The sequence below is a fragment of the Blastopirellula marina genome (assembly GCF_002967715.1).
In the GTDB taxonomy this organism is placed as follows: Bacteria; Planctomycetota; Planctomycetia; order Pirellulales; family Pirellulaceae; genus Bremerella; species Bremerella marina_B.
The window spans coordinates 179,982-199,742 of record NZ_PUIA01000094.1; the positions used below are offsets into that span (position 1 = coordinate 179,982).

Below are 19,761 nucleotides of genomic sequence, written 5' to 3' on the forward strand. Positions count from 1 at the left end.
CGGCACAATACTAAGGATGCTTACTACCGCTGTCCAACCATAGCGAATCCATCACGCTGGTCTGCAAAAACTCGGTTGGATGCGGTCCTCTAAGGATGCCTCAGTCCCATACACAGCCATCAGGAAGTGGACGAAAACGTCCGTGGTCAACCCTTCGGCAGCCCGGCTACCACCTTGAAGTGGTCCTTGGCTTTGCGTCCTGGCCTCGCGACCAGTTTGCCTTTGTCGGGGGACATTTGGCGGCAGACCTTGCCCGCGCACCGGGAAACTCGATTCCCTAATTAGGTGTTGATGAGTTCCAGATGAGACGAGTAATGTCCGGCAACTAATCCGGTTGCCATCCAGGTTGTGCGATGCACTCCCTGAACACCTGAAACCTATGTCACTTCTCTAGAGTGTCAAACTGCGAGCTTTAGAAAAACTCGGCAAATCAATCAGAATTTTCCATGGGAGTCGATTAAACCACTGCCAAACAAGTACTTACGAATAATCAAAAGTGTCTCGCACGCACGAAAAACGCCGCTCACGTTATCCCGCGGCGGCGTTTTCAGGGTGATTCAATGCGAAGATTAGCGCTTAATGCGTCGGCTCGGTAGCCGGTGCTTCATTAGTTCCGTAGCCCGCTTCATCATCCGAGGCATCGACCTTGTCATTAAATAGGAGTCCAAACAGGATCATCACGACGCCCGAGGCGATACATGGCACCAACCACAGCATTTGCCAGTTGGTTCCGGCTTCGGTCGTCAGCGAACTCTTCAAGGTCTGCATCATCGGAGCCCCGATCCCCAGCCCCAAGCCCTGGGTGACCAGAACAAGGAAGCCTTGAGCCTGGGCACGGATATTCTTCGGGCACTTCTTATCCGTGTAAATAAAGCCGGTCACGAAGAAGAAGTCGTAGCAGATACCGTGCAGCAGAATCCCCACGAAAACCATTGGGTAGACCAGGTCGCCCCCCATTGCAGCTCCCCCGGCAAACAAGCCGTAGCGAAGCACCCAGGCAGCCATACCGACCAATAGCATCCACTTCACGCCCAGACGCGAGAAGAACAACGGCATCAGCAGCATGAACACGATTTCGGACATCTGCCCAAACGGCATCACACTACCTGGCTTGGTAAAGCCAACGTCCCCGACAAACACAGGGGCGAACGCATAGTAGGCAGCCAGAGGAATGCAGATCAGGAACGACCCCAGGATAAACACCAGGAAGGAACGTTCCTTCAACATCGACAAGGCGTCGACACCAGCGATCTCGCCAAAGGTAACTGCCTTTCCGGCCGATGGTGGCGGCGTGTGCGGCAAAAAGAAGCTGAAAATCCCCAGCACAATGCCAGCAGTCGCCGTCACGTAGAACATGGTGGCGGTCGTATCCGCACCAAAGACGTAACTCACTGTCAGGTTGGCCACGATCCAGCCAATCGTGCCGAACACACGAATGATCGGAAACTGCGTTTCCTGGTCGTCAATGTTCTGGAAGGCCAACGTATTAGTAAGCCCCAACGTCGGCATATAGCACAACACGTGTAGCAGCAAAGTAAACAGGAAAGCCGTTGGGCTGATGTTCGCCGTATAGGGAGCGGCAAACATGGCTGCGGCACCCAAAAGGTGCAACACACCCAACACCCGCTCCGAGGCAAAGTACCTATCGGCCACAAACCCCAAGAAGAATGGAGAAATGATCGCCGCGATCGGAGCCACGGTGTAAGCCCACCCGATCTGATCGCTCATTCCATTGGCAGCCATGAAATTACCGACCGTAACGTACCATGCTCCCCAAACGAAGAATTGGAGGAACATCATCACCGAGAGTCCGATGACCTTGGAATTCAGCATCAACCAGGTTCCTTTAAGCGCTTTTTACGTGGAATAGCTATTTAATAGGTGGGATGTTGGGGCTCGATTGTAGCTCAGCTAGCAGCCTTCACAAACCCGGGGCAATGTTCTATTTCGCGCCGCCGCGATACTTGGGATTGGGCTGTGGCATTTTGGCGTTCAGATCCTTTTGCCAGACCTTTAACTTCTCGCGAAGCTCGGCCGTCTTTTCCGGCTGCGACTTGCTCAAGTCGTCCTGTTCGCCAGGGTCGCTGGCCAGGTTGTAGAGTTCGACCTCGTCGTATTCGTAGAACTCGATCAGCTTCCAGTCGCCGTCCCGAATCGACGCCCCAGGGGTCCAGGTCGAACCATGGTAGTGCGGATAATGCCAGTAGAACGTACGTGCTTCCGGCGATTTCTCCCCTTCCAGCAAGCTTCGCAGCGACTGTCCGTCAGCATGAAGTTTGGGCTGCAGCGGCAATCCGGCCAGATCCAGCATGGTCGGAAAGAAGTCGGTGCTCACGACTGGCGACTGGGTGATGCTCCTCGCTTTGGTCACACCGGGGGCCCGCACAATCATGGGACTTCGCACGCCACCTTCGTAGAGCCACCCCTTACCACTTCGTAGTGGCAAGTTACTTGTCGGCCCGGGACCACGCAGGGTGCACAGTCCACCGTTGTCCGAAAAGAAACAGACAACCGTATTTTCGTCGAGCTTTAGTTCTTCAAGCTTATCGAGGATATCTCCCACGCTTTGATCGACGGCGGCCACCATCGAAGCGTAATCAGCATTGTCTTGCCGGGCTCGCGATTTGCCCTGATGTTCGACAATGGTGGGGGTCTCGCCGTCGAAGGACTGCTTGGCCTTCTCTTGGAAATGCTCGACCCGCTTTTTGTAGGGCGTGATCGGCGTATGGACGTTGTAGTAACAGAGGTAAAGGAAGAACGGCTTCTCAGTATCGCGAGTTTCGAGGAAATGAATCGACTCTTCCGTTAACCGCTCGGTCAGATATTCCCCTTCCTTCTTGGCTTCTAACGTGGGGTTATTCCAGGGAGCGTAATAGCCGCCAGGTGGGGAGCCCTTATGGTTGCCCCCAATGTTCGTATCGAAACCTTGATCGGTGGGCCAATGCCCTTCATCCCCCAAGTGCCATTTGCCGGCAAAGAAGGTTTGGTACCCCTCCCCTTTCAGCACCTCAGCGATCGTTACTTCCTCTAAGGCCAGATCGTCGCGATCATGCACCTGAAGAAACTTGCCCGTGTTCCCGTTGCCCGGAATCCAATCGGTGATATCGACTCGTACCGGATGACGACCGGTCAGAATCGAGGCCCGCGTTGGAGAACAGACGGGACAAGCGGTATACGCTTGATCGAATTTCATCCCACTGGCAGCCAGGGCATCAATATTGGGGGTCTCGTGGAATGTACTGCCGTAACACGACAGATCGGCCCAACCCAGGTCGTCGACGAGAAAGAAGACGAAGTTTGGTCGCTTGGCTTCCGCGGCCTGGGCAGTGGTAACCAGGCAGCTTGAAACCAACAAACAAAACAGCAGGCCAGGGAAGATTCGAGTCGTCATGCCGTCTCATCTCCAGGTGGGGGATTCACGATGCCAACTGGCCTGAACGTTTCAATCCGCGCAGGCCGATGTTTGAGCATAATCGGAATCGAGATGAGAATCACCCAGAGCCGAGCCTGTTTTACACAGAAGTTTGGACAACCGGTCCTGACTGTCGCACTTCTTCACTTACCCCGTCGGCGTACTTCTGGAAATTGTCAATAAATAGTGACGCCAGCTTCGAGGCCGTCGCGAAGTAATGGGCAGGATCCTGCCAGGTGGTCTGGGGATTAAGCATCTCGCTTGGCACCCCAGGACACTCCTGAACCACATGCAGCCCAAACACGGGATCGACCTTCGTCGAGGCTTTGGCCAACTCTCCACTGTGAATGGCGTCGATAATTGCCCGCGTATATTTCAGCTTGATTCGCGATCCAACACCGTGTGCGCCGCCAGTCCAGCCAGTGTTCACCAGCCAAACGTTCGTGTTGTGCTTCCTCAGCTTGTCGGCCAGAAGCTCTGCATATTTGCCGGGATGCCACACCAGGAATGGACCGCCAAAGCAGGGGCTGAAGGTCGCTTGCGGTTCGGTCACACCCACTTCGGTCCCGGCAACTTTGGCCGTGTAACCGGAAATGAAGTGATACATGGCCTGAGCCGGCGTCAGCCTGCTAACTGGGGGAAGCACACCAAACGCGTCGCAAGTCAAGAAGATCGCATCGCTCGGGTGTCCCGCAACACAAGGAATCTTGGCGTTGCGAATAAACTCAATCGGGTACGCCCCACGCGTATTCTGCGTGATGCTGGTATCCGTGAAGTCGACGTGATGGTCTTCCTTGTCGTAGACCACGTTTTCCAACACCGCACCAAATCGCAGGGCCTGAAAGATTTCTGGCTCGTTATCCGGCGTCAGGTCGATTGCTTTGGCGTAGCATCCACCTTCGATATTGAACACGCCATCATCGCTCCAGCAGTGCTCGTCATCGCCGATCAGAAGCCGCTTCGGGTCGGCCGATAGCGTGGTCTTACCGGTGCCCGACAGACCAAACAGAATGCTGCTTTGATTGGAGTCAGACGCACAGGTCGCACTGCAATGCATCGACAACACGCCCTGCTTGGGCATGTAGTAATTCATCATCGTGAAGACCCCCTTCTTCATCTCCCCAGCGTATTCCGTGCCGAGGATTACCATCTCGCGGTCTTCCAAGTTGACGTCCACGCTGGTTTTCGAGGTCATCCCAGGCGTGTGGCGGTTGGCCGGAAAGCGGCCGGCGTTGTAAATCACGACATCCGGATCGCCGAAGTTCTTCAATTCTTCGACAGTCGGTCGAATCAGCATCGTATGCATGAACAACGCGTGATAAGGCCGCGAGCAGATCACGCGAATCTTCAAACGGTACTTTGGGTCCCAGCCAGCAAACGCGTCGATTACATAAAGCTTCTTACGCGTGTTGAGATAATCCTTGGCCCGCTCGAGATTGATACGGTAGGTGTAGTCTTCGATGGGAATGTTGATCGGTCCCCACCAAACGTCGTCCTTCGATTGCTCGGCTTCGACAACCCGTTTGTCTTTGGGCGATCGTCCCGTTTTTTCGCCACTATAGGCAATCAAAGCCCCGGAATCGGCAATGGCTGCGTCTTCCTCGTCGCGAATTGCTTCTTCGTAGAGTGTCGAAGGGGCCATGTTCCGGCGTACGTCTTCGACATCGATATCCAATCCTTTTAAATCGATCTTGCTCATCGCTGCACCACTTGGTCGAAAGAAATGCCTCGCTCCACATCTTTCCGTATTCTACCCCGTTTTCGAACTGACGCGACCCCAACCAACGTGCAACAAAAAAGCGTCTCGCTCGAAGAGAGTAAGACGCTTTGGCTTGGTTTTCGTTTTCTTGGCGATACCGCCCAGAGGAACGCTATGTAATGATTTCGTGAATCGGTTCGGTATGTTCCACACCGACCAGTTTCTGATCCAAGCCACTGTAAAAATAACTAAGGTGGTTCGGATCGAGACCGAGCTGGTTCAGAATGGTGGCGTGAATTCGCTTAACGTGCAGCGGGTTCTCGACGGCGGTAGACCCCAGTTCATCGGTGGCCCCGTACGAAATGCCCCCCTTGATGCCGCCACCAGCCATCCACATGGTGAAACCGTACGAATTGTGATCGCGGCCGGTTCCCTTTTCGTATTCAGCGGTTGGCTGACGACCGAACTCCCCCCCCCACACAATCAGCGTATCGTCGAGCATGCCCTTTCGCTTCAGGTCTTGAATCAGACCGGCGATCGGCTTGTCGGTACGGCCAGCGTGGTAGTTGTGGTTCTTTTCCAGGTCGCCGTGAGCGTCCCAGTTGTTGTCGTTGTGGTGGCCACCGGAATAGAGCTGAACAAAGCGAACGCCTCGTTCTACCAACCGGCGAGCCAATAAACAGCGGCGACCGAATTCTTCAGTTTGAGGGTTATCGATTCCGTACAGCTTCTTTGTGTCTTCCGATTCGTTTTCGATATCGACCGCCTCGGGAGCGTGTTCCTGCATACGGTACGCAAGTTCATAGCTATGGATCCGAGCCGACAGTTCCGTATTGTCGACTCGCGAGGCGAAGTGCTGCTGGTTGGCCTCTTTCATCGCATCCAGGATCCGACGCTGCGCTTCACGGGTCATCCCATCCGGCGTGGCCAGATCGATGATTGGGGCCCCTTTACTGCGGAAAATCGTGCCCTGGTAATTCGCCGGCATGAAGCCGCAAGTCCAGTTCTTCGCTCCGCTGATCGGCCCACCAGTTGGGTCGAGCATGACCACATAACCTGGCAGGTTTTGATTAACCGTCCCCAGGCCGTAGGTAACCCACGAACCGAGCGTTGGGAAACCGCTGAGGATACGCCCCGAGTTCATCATCAACATGGCCGAGCCGTGAATCGGCGAATCGGCCTGACACGATTTCAAGAAGGCGATGTCATCGACGCACGTTGCCAGGTTCGGAAACAGGTCCGAAACCCACTGCCCCGATTCGCCGTACTGCTTGAAGTTCCACTTCGGCCCAACGACACGCCCTTCGTTCTTCTCGCCGCCACGCCCCTTGGTCTTGACGGGCACGGTCTTCCCGTCCAGGCCGTATAGCTTGGGCTTATAGTCGAACGTATCGATATGGCTTGGACCGCCATACATGAACAGGAAGATCACGTTCTTGGCTTTCCCCTGGAACATGGGCTGCTTGGCTGCCAGAGGATTGTCGAACGACGATACGCCGTCAGCGGCAACCGCCTGATTGGCCAGAAATCCATCCTTAGCCAGCATGTAGGTCAGCGCCAGACCAGGAAACTTGGCCCCGGCATTCCATAGGAACTCGCGTCGTGTGTTGCCACAATAACTTGGCTTGGGCATTTCCGAGTTCGACATGATTTACCTTCCTTCAAAATATATTTCATTCACTGAACAGGCACCGCTTCTCGTAGAAAAGCAGAGTGTTAGTCCAGGAAGAAGAATTCATTCAAGTTAATCAGCATCAGGCAATACAAATCGAATGCCCGCTGGTCATCGAGTCCGTGATCTTTCTTCAGGTCGTTGATCAGCGAGATGCCAACCTTGACGTCCTGATCGTTTGCCTCGCGAGCCATGGCGAATTGGATCGCCTCGCGAATCTGATCTTCTGGCGTAGTTGCACCGGTCTCGCGAACACGTTTGGCCAGTTCGGTCGACTGGGCGTTAGCGAAGTCGCCGTTGATCATGCCCAGGGCCTGGGCCGGCTGCGTGGTCACGAAACGGTCTTCACAAGGAGCATCCGTTTCAGGGAAGTCGAAGTTCGACAGGATCGGCGTCAACAGCGATCGTTTCACATGAATGTAAACGGCACGGCGGGCCTGCTCTTCGTACGATGAATTGCCCCAGCCATCGCCAGGCTTCGACTGACCGGCCATCACTTCGGCCGAGATCTTCGGGTAGAAGCCGTGACCGTACATCTTTTCATTCAGTCGTCCATTGACCAGCAAGATCGAATCCCGCACCTCTTCGGCCGTCAGTCGACGCGAATTGAATCGCCAGAAGAGCTCGTTTGCCGGATCTTGGGCCAACCCTTTTTCCGCACCGGCGGACGACATTTGATAGGCCGCCGAGAGCATCATCAGTCGCTGCATGTGCTTGATATCCCACCCACTGCGAACGAACTCCTTCGTCAGCCAATCCAACAGTTCCGGATGCGTGGGGGGCGTGCCCAGTTGGCCGAAGTTACTGGACGATCGCACCAGGCCGCGACCGAACTGGTACTGCCAGATTCGATTGACCATCACGCGAGCCGTCATCAGGTTGTCTTCCGAGGCGATCCACTTCGCCAATACCAACCGGCGTCCCGCAGTTTGCTGCTCGGCGGTTGGCTGAGGGATCTCTGGATTCGCTGTATTGAAGTATTTTGGATAGCCAGGAACGACCGCATCGCCAGGGACGTGCGGATTGCCTCGCAGCATGACCTTCGTTTCCGGCGGGTTCTTATCGGCCTTATTCACTGCCAAGGCGAAGTCGCGAGCGGGCAGGTACTTTTCCTTGTCGTTGATCGCATCCAGTTGCCGCTTGAGTTCGGCATACTCGGAAGCTTCGTTAGGAACGAGTTCGGCAATTCGACCATCCATGCGTTCACGACGTCGATTCGGATCACGCTGCCGCTTGATATCCTTTTGTTCTTCCTTGGGCAACTGCTCAATCGCCGCCGAGATGATCTCGTTCATGCGATTCTCGACTGCCTGGCGTTCGCGTTGATGATTCTCGTGAGCCGAAATCACTTCCGGCGAAGAGATCTCACGCTGACTGAACGAAACGTCCCCGCGATTGCCGTAAGGCTTCATGCCGCGAAAGAACGACAGGAACTGGTAATAGTTTTCCTGGCTGATCGGATCGATCTTATGATCGTGGCAGCGAGCACACCCGATCGTGATCCCCAGAAACGTTTTGCTGGTGGTCGAGATAATATCGTCGTATTGGTCAAACTCGTGCAGCAGAGGATCGGCCGGCTCGTCGTCCCAGACACCCAACTTGTAATAGCCCGTGGCGATAATCGATTCCGACGTCGGATTCTCGATTTCATCCCCCGCCAACTGCTCGATAACAAACTGATCGTACGGTTTGTTTTCGTTGAATGAGCGAATCACGTAGTCGCGGTACTTCCAGGCGTTTGGTTTAACGCCATCCCGTTCGTAACTATTGGTTTCCGCGAAACGGACCAGGTCGAGCCAATGTCGCCCCCACTTCTCGCCGTAATGCTCGGAAGCAAGAAGCTTTTCGACCAGGTTCTTCCACGCATCTGGCGAATTATCCTTCTCGAACGCTTCAATCTCTTCTTTCGTCGGCGGCAAGCCGGTCAGGTTGTAGTAGGCCCTACGAATCAGGGTACGCTTCGAGGCAGGTGCATTCGGCTCTAAACCGCTATCTTCCAGGCGAGCAAGAATGAACTCATCGATTGGGTTTTGGGCCCAGCCTTCACGCTTGTTTTTTGGCGGCTGGGGATCGGAAACAGGCTCAAAAGCCCAATGCCCTTGAAACTGAGCACCTTCCTTGATCCATGTCTTAAGAATGGCTAGTTCTTCCGGCTTTACCCCCTCACCTTCGGGGGGCATTCTCTCGGACTCGTCATGGGAAGTAATACGTCGAATGAGTTCGCTTTCTTCCACATTACCGGGAACGATCGCAATCATGCCAGAGTCGGCCTCGGCGACGGACGTTTCCCGTTCATCCAGACGCAAGCTGCTCTCTTGTTCCGCGGGTCCATGGCAGGCAAAGCACTTTTTTGCCAGGATCGGCTTCACGTCGCGATTGAATTTGACGGTTGGCTCTGCGGACTCTTGAGCCTGAACCATCCCGGTGCAGACCAACATGACAAGACATGTCAACGCAGTTAAGGGGAACCGCATAACATTACTTAAGTAGAGCATATATAGTAACTTACAGCGTAGTTGAGGTAGGACTATACTTTGCGGAAGCGAAACGCTTTCGACAAGGCATCGCTAGGGTTGAGAGAAGCTTTACTCCATCGTTCCCTCTATTCTTCACTTTGTAAGGAGGTGAATCAATGAGATTTACCGAAAACGTATTGAGAGCCTTTTCCTGGCTGCTATCTAGGGCGACAACTTGACTTACGTTCACACTGAAAATCGTGCAGCAGCCGAGGTTCTCTATCTGTTTCAGCCTACTTTGTGGTGGAAAGAAATTCTTAGAAAATTTGTCCCCACAATTACCTCATGATTGCGTTTGAGAATCATTTCGGCCCATAATGGGAAACCTGTTCTGACAAGCAACCTCATCGCTGCCTGAGCCCCTTTTCCATGCAACGTCGTCGCGTCATGCTCATTGTTGAGACCTCTCTCGTCTACGGACGCGAGGTCCTCCGTGGTATCAATCGTTATGTAGTGGCCAATGAGCCGTGGTCGATGTTTGTCGATCTGCGCGAATTGGCTTACCGCCCACCTGCATGGCTAGAGAACTGGGACGGCGACGGTATCATCACCCGAAGTACCACCCCTGCCCTGGCTGAACAGCTTAAGGCGTGGAACATCCCCACCGTCGACCTCACCGACATTTACGGGGATCAAGGGCTCCCTCATATCGGCACCGATCACGAGGCGGTCGGGCGAATGGGTGCGGCTCACCTGCTGGAACGTGGCTTCCGTCATTTCGCATTTTGTGGCTTCAGTGGACACAATTGGTCGACCCGCCGATACCAAGGCTTTAAGGACGCGATCGAGAAAACCGCTGGCCCCGTCGAACTACTGGAAGGTCCTTGGGACAGCTCCTCGGCCCTTACCTGGGAACAACAACAAGCACAACTCTGTGACTGGTTGCGCGGTCTGCCCCGCCCGATCGGCATCATGGCCTGTAACGATATGCGAGGCCAGCACGTCCTAGATGCTTGCCGCCGGATTAGTGCCGCCGTTCCGGAAGAGGTCGCCGTGATCGGGGTCGATAACGACGAATTAGTTTGTGAGCTATGCGATCCGCCCCTCTCGAGCGTGATGCCCAACCCACAGCGTATCGGCTTCGAGGCCGCGGCCCTGCTCGATCGCCTCATGAAAGGGGAAGCACCCACCCAGATGAGCAAGCTAGTCGAACCGCTGGGTATCGTGACTCGGCAATCGACCGACGTACTGGCCATCGAAGACCCACTGGTTGCTTCCGCCGTGAAGTACATCCGTCAGCACGCTTGCGACGGAATCTCGGTGGTCGACGTTCTGCAGCATGTGCCAGTCTCGCGAAGCATCCTGGAACGCCGCTTCCGCAAGTTCATCGGACGCAGCCCTCAAGCCGAGATCCGCAACGTGCAGCTCAAACGTGTGAAGCAACTCCTACGTGAGACCGATCTTCCGTTGGAACGCATTGCCGGCTTATCTGGCTACGATCACCCAGAGTACATGAGCGTCGTCTTCAAACGAGAACTCGGCCAGACACCGGGTCAGTACCGCACGCAAAACGTGAAGGGTGCCTCGCGTCGGTTCCGATAGGCAGCTAGACCCTCAAATCCAGACTCTACGGTTGGTCCACGTTCGCTGAACTCGAATCGATCTTGTACTTGGCCATCAATGCCTTCATCGCCAGTTGGTATTCCTGCTCGCTAAGTAGTCGATCAAAGATGACGACCTCTGCGATGACCCCAGAGTAAAAGTCCTGGGTGCGCCAACGGTGACCTCCAATGATTCGGGATGATTTACCAGCGATAGGGCCATAAGCCATCGATTCGGCCATCAATTGGCCGTTGGTGAAGAGCTGAAACAGGTTCTCCTTGGTACTGTAGCGGCAACCACTCACGAAAAGTTCGCCATGAGTATACGGCTTTGAGCTGTGTAAGAGATTATTACCGACGTACGGGCCTTCGATGGCGTAGATACGGCCTTCCAAGGTGGGTCCGTCTATCACGTCAAGCACAAGGACCGAAGGGCTATTGAAGTTGATGAGCTGGGCGTTTCTGTCCGGTTTGCTCCGAGGATTTGTAGAAGCCACAATCAACACAGAGACTTCATTGCCAAACGTCACCGGCGTTGTGGAAAGGAACTGGTTCTCGTCAAATCGCAAGGCGGGACGGCCATTGGCCATTTCGAATTCGAACGCCGGACGATGGTTTGGATCTACCTGCCAGGCATTGCTTTCGATTTCTGCATCGCCCATGTTCTGCCAACAGATGACACGATCTTTGCCGTCTACCTGGACTCCAATGGTTGCGTCGAGCCACAGTTTGGGTTTGTCGGCAAAATCAACCGCGGCGATTCCTTCTTTGGGAATCGCGTCGGCTGCCAGCTTCTCTGGCACGCGAATAAAGAGACTTGGGTTGTTTGGTATCTCGACGTACTTTCGGTTCACACGAGTACGAGCCGCCATATTCGTAGTCAGCCGAAATGATTCCTTGCCTATGGCAGGAATAACCTCGGCTTCCCCCTGAAATACGTGCGTTTCCGCCGCACCATTGGGAAGAACATGAACACCAAACTCGGTACCATAGTCAATGACCTTACCGCTCGGGGTGCCAATCTCAAAACCCGAAGCATTTATCGGAACCACAGCTGCGATTCGCCCCTCATTCAGATATGCACTGTTGTCGGAAAGGATCTTTAGCTCAGCTGGTCCCTCGATGGACAGCTTCACCCCACGAGCGAACTGCAATAGTACCAAGCCTTTGGCAATTCGTAGTGTTTCCCCAACTTGAAAATGGTTCTCTTGCACGACTCCCCAGCGTTCACTCTCAAACACGCAGTCGATCCGCTGGATAATCTCAACTGGGGCAGGCAAATTACTCTTGGCCAATTGCTCAGCGCCGCGGTCCGACATCAGGTATCCGTAGCCTAGCAAGCCAGCCACGAAGATAACGCTGGCCGCCAATAAAGCCCAACGGCTGGCAACGATTCGCTGCATATCTTGAGCGTGCGCATACACCTTGCCAGGCATCGGCGGATCGTCGTCCGACGGCTCATGCACGGGGCTATTAAGCAAAAGCTTTGTCGCGAAAGCTTCGCCTCGATACTGCTGCGCAAGCAACGAATTGAGCCTCGTCCCTTCGGAGAATTCCTGCAGCAGTTCCGGGTATGCGGTAAAGAGCGATTCCAGTTCCAGCGTTTCTTCGGCTTCAATGTCGCCAGCACACCAGCGGCTGGCAAGTTCGTTGAAGCGTGCTTGTTGGGCATCGGGGATCATAGTGGGTTGACTCCGGGTTCCATGTTCCGCTGGATACAACGTGATAAACGACTGCGTATCTTTTGGAGCCGTTCGTAGACGGTACTAAGCCCCTTGCCGTGTTCGGCCGCGATTTCGCTGATCGACTTCTTCTGACGATAGTGCTTGTCCAACGTCACTTGTTCGCTCTTAGAAAGGCGCTCGATGCAGCACTGCAAGGCATCGATTTGCCGTTCGCGCTGGCTATCGTCTTCCGTTGAGGCGATTGCAAGTTCGTCGAGCTTGATCGAAATAACTTCGCTGAAAATCGCTTGCGGGCGATTCTTACGCATGAATTCGAGCGCCTTAAGACGGGCGATACCGCGTCCCCAAGCGATGAAGCTGCCCCGCTCAGGCGAATAATCGGCCCTCTTTTCCCACAGCGTGATCGCCGTCTCCTGCAACACGTCCTCAGCGTCCTTCAAACGTGGAACGATTGATTGAATGTATTGCAGCAGCGGACCTTGCGCCTCAAGGAACGCCATTACGAAATCGTCGTCGATACCACGCATTCAAAAGCGCCTAGCGTTAGGGGAATGCCATCCCACCCTGCTTAACTTACTGCCTCATATGAGATTGAGCACTTCGGAAGGTAATTCTGGAAAAAAATGGAAACTCTCAACTTTTTTCCGGAATCTGATATCGCGCGTAGCAATAGGGTGTATCGGAAGTCGTTCGTTCGCTGTGCGACTTCCAAGCCCGGACGTGGCTAACTCCTTTTCCTAGCTCATCAATCCATCATTGCTATTGCTCGGACCTACTTTACTTAGCCGAGCCATGAGGAGCCGGACGTTATAAGCCGCTACGGCAAAGACCGCAGAGCAAGAGGCATGCTCAACTTATCGCGTTTCGTTCTTATCTATTTGTAACTCATAGGAAAATTCAATGTCCGAAAGAGCACCTGCTAGATCTGGTTTTACTTTGGTAGAGCTGTTAGTGGTAATTGCCATTATTGGGGTTCTTATTGCCCTACTTCTTCCTGCTGTCCAACAAGCACGCGAAGCCGCACGGCGAATGCAGTGCACGAACAATTTGAAGCAACTTGCCTTAGGAACACACAACTATCACGACACCCTGGGGGTCTTCCCATCGGGCTGGATTCGTCAAACCGTTGGCGGTCCGAACTACCAGAATAATAATTTCTGGGGTTGGGGTGCCTTATTGCTGCCATACATCGAGCAGAATAACATCGCCGACCGCATCGACTTTGGTTGGGAGTGGGTCAACAATTCCTCCCTGGGTAATCCCAACGCCGGCTTATCGACAACACCTATCAACGCTTACGTTTGTCCGAGCGACATTACCGGCCCGCTTAACGGAAAAGAAAACAATAACGGTACGTCCAACTACATTGGTTCGTACGGCAACAAGGGGCTCAACACAAGCAGCTTTGTGACCAACGCCCATCAGGGAATCTTTACTCGAGATAGTCATGTTGGTCTGCGTGACATCACGGACGGCACCTCAAACACTATTTTGTTTGGTGAACGAACCGGAAAGACGGTGGGCTCATCAGACTTCAAAGCAGGCCTATGGGTAGGACCTCGAAGCAACGAGAGTGGATCATACACCTGCATTGGTCGCGGACCGGATAGTGCCACCAACTACACCAATGGTATCAACTCGACCAATACCTGGGGGCTAGCCCACTCGCTGCATCCCGGCGGAGCCAACTTTGCCCTATGCGATGGCTCAGTCCGGTTCTACGCCGAAACAATCAACCTTGTGGTATATCAATACCTGATTCAACGCGACGACGGCCAGGTTATTCCAAGCGAGTAATCCAGTATCGCGAAATCAGTAACCATCTATACCACGAGGTAATGGATCCACTATGTTCCAATTTCATTGTTTCTCAATCATCGTCGTCTTGCTTGCGGCGATGACAGGATGCGGGGCAGATAACGGAAAGTTCTCCTATCAGCCGGTCTCTGGTACCGTGACGATGGATGGCGAACCCTTGGCCAACGCAACGGTTGCCTTCGTTCCCCAAAGCTCTGGCCTGGAATCCGGTCGACCCTCAACCGGAATGACCGACGCGTCGGGCAAATTTCACCTCCAATCTCTTGGAGGGGAGAACGGCGCTGTGGTAGGTGATCATGTCGTTTCGATCTCGACCATGGTTGTCGATATGAATACGCAAGAGGTTACCGCCAAGGAAACCGTTCCCTTGAAATACAACGAACGATCAGAACTAACCTTCACCGTTCCTTCCAGCGGGACCGACACCGCCAACTTCGATCTCGAATCGAAAAAGAAACGCTGACAATCTCTTGCGATATCGAGACAGTTGCTTTACCAGCGCGAACCCGCAGAGGTTCGCGCTGTCTTGTTAAATGACGCTGAAGCCTGCAAGGGGGCTTGGCTCGGGCTCGTACCCCGACAGCGCCGATGATCGATCGACTGCCAGCTTGGATTACATCTTTTTGGATAAGAAAGCTATCTGAGCAACCACTTCGTCGGTAGGTCTTTCCAATCTCGCTGGAAACTCGCATATCGATGAATCGCCAAGTCGACAATTTGAGATTGCCTGAGAATTCGATTACGATTTCTCTTTGACCTTCCTGCCGACTTCTCCTCATGCGAGCAAAACCATGCTGAAAGCTTTCACTCCCTTTTGCTTTGTCCTTCTGATTTCGACCACCCTTGCTGCAGCCGACAAGCCTGGCAAATGGGCCGAGAAACCAGATCCCAAGTTGCCGAACGTTCTGATCCTTGGTGACTCCATTTCCATTGGATACACACTGCAAGTGCGCGACCTGCTCAAAGGGAAAGCGAACGTCTTTCGGCCGCATACAGCTGATGGAACAAAGCCTGAGAATTGCAGCGGAACCACCAAAGGGGTCGAATCGATCGATCGCTGGCTAGGGGATCGCAAGTGGGACGTGATTCACTTCAACTGGGGACTTCACGACTTGAAACATGTGACCGAACCAGGCGGAAACACGGTTTCCAACAAGGCCGAAGATCCCGTCCAGGCAACTGTCCTGCAGTATTCGCAAAACATCGAGAAGATTGTCGAGCGACTCGACAAGACAGGTGCGAAATTGATCTTCGCCACCACTACCCCGGTTGTGCCTGGGACGACAGGTCCCCTACGTGAGCCTGAGTCTCCATCGAAATACAATGCTGCGGCTGTCAAGATCATGAAAGAGCACGGCGTCAGCGTGAACGATCTCTTCGCCTTCTGCGATCCGCAGATCGAGAAGCTTCAGCGTCCGAAGAATGTTCACTTTACCGATGCCGGCTCTCAGGCCCTCGCCGAACAAGTCGCTAAGGCGATTGAGTCTGCTCTCGCATCGAAAAGCGACAACTAAACTGGCTGGTTTACTCCCGGGTGAATTGCAGCCCGGGATCGGATGCATTATTTCCCAGCAGCTTGAATACGAAGTGGTCGCGGTCCTGCATTTGGACCGTGCCCACCATCTGCGAACCATCTTCGGTTGCCATGATAAGCAGTGCATTATCAACGGCGTAGCGTCCGTGGAATTTCTGATCGTTTTCGATCAAATCGTAATCCCACGTGAAGTTGCCATCCTTCAATTCCAACTCAATCTTTCCCGTTGCTCGGGCTGCTTTCCAATCGCCTTGCAAAAGTCGCGTGTCCACAGCGGTTAAGCTGCCGTACTGCGTGGCAAACTCTTGTTGTTGATCTTCATCCAAAAGGGCAATCAAATCGGCACTTAGCTTATCGTCCGGAACCAACAGCAGCACCGATTGCAGCTGTCGCCGGGCACTGTCCGGGTAGCCCATAGTGATGTAATGATACGCCAGCAAAAATCTCGCGTCCGCTTGCCGAGGATTGGCTTTGATGTACTGTTCGAGCCGCCGCAGCTCACCCGTGTATTGATCCTGATCCCGGTAGAGACTGCTTAATGTTGTCCAGTCCCATCCCGGTGCCACCGCCAATACGGCATGCATCACTTCTGCAGCTTCATTGAATTTCCCGGCTGAGAATAGCACCAAGGCACGAAACTCATGCAAGGTGGAATCGTCTGGCATCAAAGCAATCGCCAGGTTGACGTTCTCGTACGCCTTGTTCAAGTCGCCAAAATAGAAGGCCGTCCGCGCGGCCTCGAAGTATTCCAGCGCCCGATCGTGAAGCTCCTGGGCTTTGACTTGATCGTTGAGATACGCGAGTTCGTACGGAGAACGCAGAACAGTAATCGGTCGCGAGTAATCAATTTTCGTAACACCGATCACCACAGGCCGCGTGACGTACGGATTAACGTATACCTGGTAACCGGTTCGATAAACCATATTGCCCAAGCCCCAGGCAACCAGCCCTCCGAGCCAGGCATTATCACCGCGATCGACATACTCCCACGAATCGTGCCCATGGTAATAACTGTGGCGATCCCAATGCCCATGATGCCAAGCCCCATAGTCAGGCGTATACCACCAGGGTCGGCCGTTCCAATTCTGGCTGTTGATGGTCGGACGATTTTGCCAACGATTGTCTTGATACCAATTGTTGGTATTGGAGTGGCTGTGAACAACATTGGTACTGTTGTCCTGCACCCAATTCTTGGTGATGTTGGTCGTGTTATTCGTCGTATTGTTGGTCGTATTATTCTGAATGACGGTCGTGTTATTGACCGTCGGAGGTCGCAATCCGCCATAACTTGGTTTACTGGGACGTATGTATGGGTCGCGTGTACCCAAGTTACCTGTGGTGGAACCCGGCAGTTGAGTCGTCATCGGCGGAGGGGATGACGTCGTTGGTTTTTTTGTCGTGGTACTCTGCGGTGGATAAAACACCACCGGCGGACGCGGAGTTCCAGTGGAAGCCGAGGGAGAGCCCGTAGATGGCTTCGTAGGCCACATTGATGGCCGCGTACCTGGTGTGGTTGGCTGAGACGGTCTCGGCGTGACCGTTGCTGTCGGCTTCTTACTTGACGTATTCCCACCCCAGGAAGAAGAGCTAGGGAAAGTCACTTTCCCTTTCGACGATGACGGGGAAGGTATGCTAATTGTCGGCGATGAAGAAGGACGCGATTTAGAGTACTTCGACGAACTCGGGGGCGTAGCGGTTGGCGTTGGCACGGGAGTTCGTGGCTTCATCATCGCCTTGGGGGGCGAACTTGGCGTCGACGGCAGGACCGATGGTCTCGACTTGCTGTATTTCGATGGGGCTGTCGCCGACGGAGTTCCTTTTCCGGAATAGCCGCTATCCCGGTCATACTTCGACGAATCTTTCGGCCCCTTCGCCAGTGTCACACCACAGCCTAAGAGCATGAACATCAACGCCGTAATCGAACTTCGCAGATACATGGTCTACTCCTTATCCGCCTTCGCCGGGGTCGCTTCGGCGACCGGCTTTTCCAACAGTGGCACCTCGCCCGGAGACGGGGGCTGTCGCACGATCGTCATTTCAAAATCAACCAACGCGTCGTCACCTACTCGACGATTGCTGGCAACCATGTGATAGGCGTCGTCGCGCAACGGAGTCATCTTATAGGTCGCAGATGTTGGCTGACCATCGGCTCGATAGCCGCTTGCCGTCGCTGTCCAATAGCCATCGCCGGGAATCCATTCCGCTTCGATATGACCGCCAGCGGAGTCAAAAAGCCATGAGCGAATCTGGCGTTTGAGTGGATCCCAACCGATGCGTTCTGTCCCACTCGAAGCGAGTAAACCTTCAATAGAGATTTTGAAGTCCCGAATTAAGTAAGAACCACTGGCATCCCAGTAGCACTTGATTTCCATGCGTGAGTCTTCCGATTCCTCGATCCACTCGCCAATCAGCCAGTCGAGCTTCTCCAAGTGCTGCCCCGGCTCAGGCTCGATCTTTTCGTCTCGAACACTCGCCAAGAGCCAGGCATCGTCCACCTTGAAATAGATCGCCACGTACCGTGAAAGCGACGGTGCCGCTCCCTCGGCCAAAGTGGATGCCGTCCGCCCTTCTTCAATCGCAACCGACGGCCCGACCATACGCACTGACGCGACATGAATGGACAACGTGGCCTTGGGATGCGCGTTGAAGAAGGCCTCGTATTCTACTCGGATATCTTCTTTCCCATGGAAAACAACACCAGAGGAGTCGACCAGTTCGGCATCGGGCGCAAAGAGATTGGCAACCGCTTTCGCATCGTGAGCGTTGTAAGCGGCGGCGTAGGCTTCGACAGCACTCTTAATGCCTTCGTAGGCCGGGTCTTTTGCGCCGCTTTTTGGCGCAGCTTCTTGAGCATGTACGATTGCCGCCGCAAAGAAGAGGACCCCAATCCCCATCCAGGTAACCTTGGACTTCATCGCTGAATCCTTGCCAGGAAACGAAATTATTCACCCAGCATTTCAGCTTAGCGAAGCCCAAACTGGAAATCCTGCAAATTCAGGACGAGATGACATCTTTTTCACCAAAATTGCCGCGGTAGATCCAAATATCGATCGCTTCGGATTACTTTTTCAACGGTCGCAAAATCAAATTCACAGGCGAGCGATCACCGTTTTGCAGCACGACGTTGAGACCGCGTTTCCCTTCGATTTCACCAATGTGCGTTCGGTCCGATCCCTGGAGCACAAACACGGTGATGTAGTAGCGACAATCTTTCTGGACTTCCAAATCGCTCCCTAGGGCAAATGGTATTTCGGTCGATGGGCCTGTTTCGTGCTGGATTTCTGTAAGGATCTTCTCATCGATTAGTTTCGCAGGGGCATCGGCAAGCAGCGGATCGAACTCGAATAGCTTTACCTCGATCGTCTCCCCTTGCTCGACCGTGGTCGAATCGGGAATCGTGATCGTTCCTTGCACAATGCCTTCTTCGATCGATTTACCATTGACGGACTTAACGCCTTGGCGGGCAATCTTCACCAGACGGTACCCAAAGCCTGGTCCAAACATGCGAGTCGATGCCACTACAAATTTCAGGTCGCCGTCCCCTTGTAGCTTCGGTTCGAACATTACCAGATTCGGTCCGTCGGCCGTTCCCACGATGACCATGTCTTTGGTGAAGTCGATCTCTGGTACGGCCTGGTCAGGTCGCCACGCTTTCCACAGCTTTGCAAACGTTTTGGTATCGGTGATGAACCCCGATTTGGGGGCCAGCTTTAGCAAGGCAGCATCCGGGACTTTCCCCTTAGCCAACTCCGATACCTCGGCCGAAAAGACATCGCTGCCAGACAACGTAACCACGATAGCGGCGATCAAGATTCGCGATAGCATGGATGCCTCCGCAAGTGTTCTTAATGGGTAGTACTCTAACCAGGACGACGAAGCTGGCC

15 protein-coding genes and 1 riboswitch are annotated in these 19,761 nt (G+C 53.9%); of the genes, 5 read left to right on the forward strand and 10 right to left on the reverse strand.

The window, feature by feature from the left end; genetic code table 11:
- Positions 1-153 precede the first annotated feature (153 nt).
- Positions 154-231: riboswitch (cyclic di-GMP riboswitch) on the reverse strand.
- Between the two features lie 345 nt (positions 232-576).
- The 5 genes from C5Y96_RS26640 to C5Y96_RS26660 all read right to left on the reverse strand — a co-directional run bounded on the left by C5Y96_RS26640 (position 577) and on the right by C5Y96_RS26660 (position 9,221).
- Positions 577-1,833 (reverse strand): MFS transporter, encoded by a 1,257-nt coding sequence (locus C5Y96_RS26640; RefSeq protein WP_105359719.1) that lies wholly within the window; start codon positions 1,831-1,833, stop codon positions 577-579.
- A 109-nt stretch (positions 1,834-1,942) separates the two neighbouring features.
- Positions 1,943-3,391 carry a sulfatase gene (locus C5Y96_RS26645; protein WP_105359721.1) on the reverse strand — a complete coding sequence of 483 codons (1,449 nt, stop codon included), beginning with the start codon at positions 3,389-3,391 and terminating at the stop codon, positions 1,943-1,945.
- Between the two features lie 121 nt (positions 3,392-3,512).
- Positions 3,513-5,111 (reverse strand): phosphoenolpyruvate carboxykinase (ATP), encoded by a 1,599-nt coding sequence (pckA, locus tag C5Y96_RS26650; RefSeq protein WP_105359724.1) that lies wholly within the window; start codon positions 5,109-5,111, stop codon positions 3,513-3,515.
- A 172-nt stretch (positions 5,112-5,283) separates the two neighbouring features.
- A complete protein-coding gene (locus C5Y96_RS26655; RefSeq protein WP_105359726.1) occupies positions 5,284-6,759 on the reverse strand; it encodes a DUF1501 domain-containing protein in 1,476 nt (491 codons plus the stop codon).
- 68 nt (positions 6,760-6,827) lie between these two features.
- Entirely contained in the window at positions 6,828-9,221 is a 2,394-nt protein-coding gene (locus tag C5Y96_RS26660) for a PSD1 and planctomycete cytochrome C domain-containing protein (RefSeq protein ID WP_233199170.1), read from the reverse strand.
- 447 nt (positions 9,222-9,668) lie between these two features.
- On the opposite strand from C5Y96_RS26660, the gene C5Y96_RS26665 reads away from it, so the two are divergent.
- Positions 9,669-10,841, forward strand: a complete 1,173-nt coding sequence (locus tag C5Y96_RS26665) for a XylR family transcriptional regulator (RefSeq protein ID WP_105359728.1) — start codon at positions 9,669-9,671, stop codon at positions 10,839-10,841.
- Between the two features lie 25 nt (positions 10,842-10,866).
- Here C5Y96_RS26665 and C5Y96_RS26670 read toward each other — a convergent pair whose 3' ends face one another.
- Both C5Y96_RS26670 and C5Y96_RS26675 read right to left on the reverse strand, forming a co-directional pair.
- Positions 10,867-12,522 carry a hypothetical protein gene (locus C5Y96_RS26670; protein ID WP_105359730.1) on the reverse strand — a complete coding sequence of 552 codons (1,656 nt, stop codon included), beginning with the start codon at positions 12,520-12,522 and terminating at the stop codon, positions 10,867-10,869.
- Positions 12,519-13,052 carry a sigma-70 family RNA polymerase sigma factor gene (locus tag C5Y96_RS26675; RefSeq protein ID WP_105359733.1) on the reverse strand — a complete coding sequence of 178 codons (534 nt, stop codon included), beginning with the start codon at positions 13,050-13,052 and terminating at the stop codon, positions 12,519-12,521. The genes C5Y96_RS26670 and C5Y96_RS26675 overlap by 4 nt, the downstream gene beginning before the upstream one ends.
- Positions 13,053-13,425: 373 nt before the next feature.
- On the opposite strand from C5Y96_RS26675, the gene C5Y96_RS26680 reads away from it, so the two are divergent.
- The 3 genes from C5Y96_RS26680 (at position 13,426) to C5Y96_RS26690 (ending at position 15,857) form a co-directional block, all read left to right on the forward strand.
- Complete coding sequence (locus C5Y96_RS26680; RefSeq protein ID WP_105359735.1) at positions 13,426-14,322, forward strand: DUF1559 domain-containing protein; 897 nt, start codon at positions 13,426-13,428, stop codon at positions 14,320-14,322.
- Between the two features lie 52 nt (positions 14,323-14,374).
- Positions 14,375-14,806, forward strand: a complete 432-nt coding sequence (locus C5Y96_RS26685; protein ID WP_105359737.1) for a DUF6795 domain-containing protein — start codon at positions 14,375-14,377, stop codon at positions 14,804-14,806.
- 328 nt (positions 14,807-15,134) lie between these two features.
- Positions 15,135-15,857 (forward strand): SGNH/GDSL hydrolase family protein, encoded by a 723-nt coding sequence (locus C5Y96_RS26690; protein ID WP_105359739.1) that lies wholly within the window; start codon positions 15,135-15,137, stop codon positions 15,855-15,857.
- 10 nt (positions 15,858-15,867) lie between these two features.
- On the opposite strand, the gene C5Y96_RS26695 is transcribed toward C5Y96_RS26690, so the two are convergent.
- Positions 15,868-17,154, reverse strand: a complete 1,287-nt coding sequence (locus C5Y96_RS26695; protein ID WP_105359741.1) for a tetratricopeptide repeat protein — start codon at positions 17,152-17,154, stop codon at positions 15,868-15,870.
- 256 nt (positions 17,155-17,410) lie between these two features.
- Here C5Y96_RS26695 and C5Y96_RS27555 point away from each other — a divergent pair, with 256 nt between their 5' ends.
- Entirely contained in the window at positions 17,411-17,707 is a 297-nt protein-coding gene (locus C5Y96_RS27555) for a hypothetical protein (protein WP_105359743.1), read from the forward strand.
- A 110-nt stretch (positions 17,708-17,817) separates the two neighbouring features.
- Here C5Y96_RS27555 and C5Y96_RS26705 read toward each other — a convergent pair whose 3' ends face one another.
- Complete coding sequence (locus C5Y96_RS26705; RefSeq protein ID WP_105359745.1) at positions 17,818-18,792, reverse strand: SgcJ/EcaC family oxidoreductase; 975 nt, start codon at positions 18,790-18,792, stop codon at positions 17,818-17,820.
- Between the two features lie 145 nt (positions 18,793-18,937).
- Positions 18,938-19,702 carry a hypothetical protein gene (locus C5Y96_RS26710; protein ID WP_105359748.1) on the reverse strand — a complete coding sequence of 255 codons (765 nt, stop codon included), beginning with the start codon at positions 19,700-19,702 and terminating at the stop codon, positions 18,938-18,940.
- Positions 19,703-19,761: the final 59 nt, after the last annotated feature.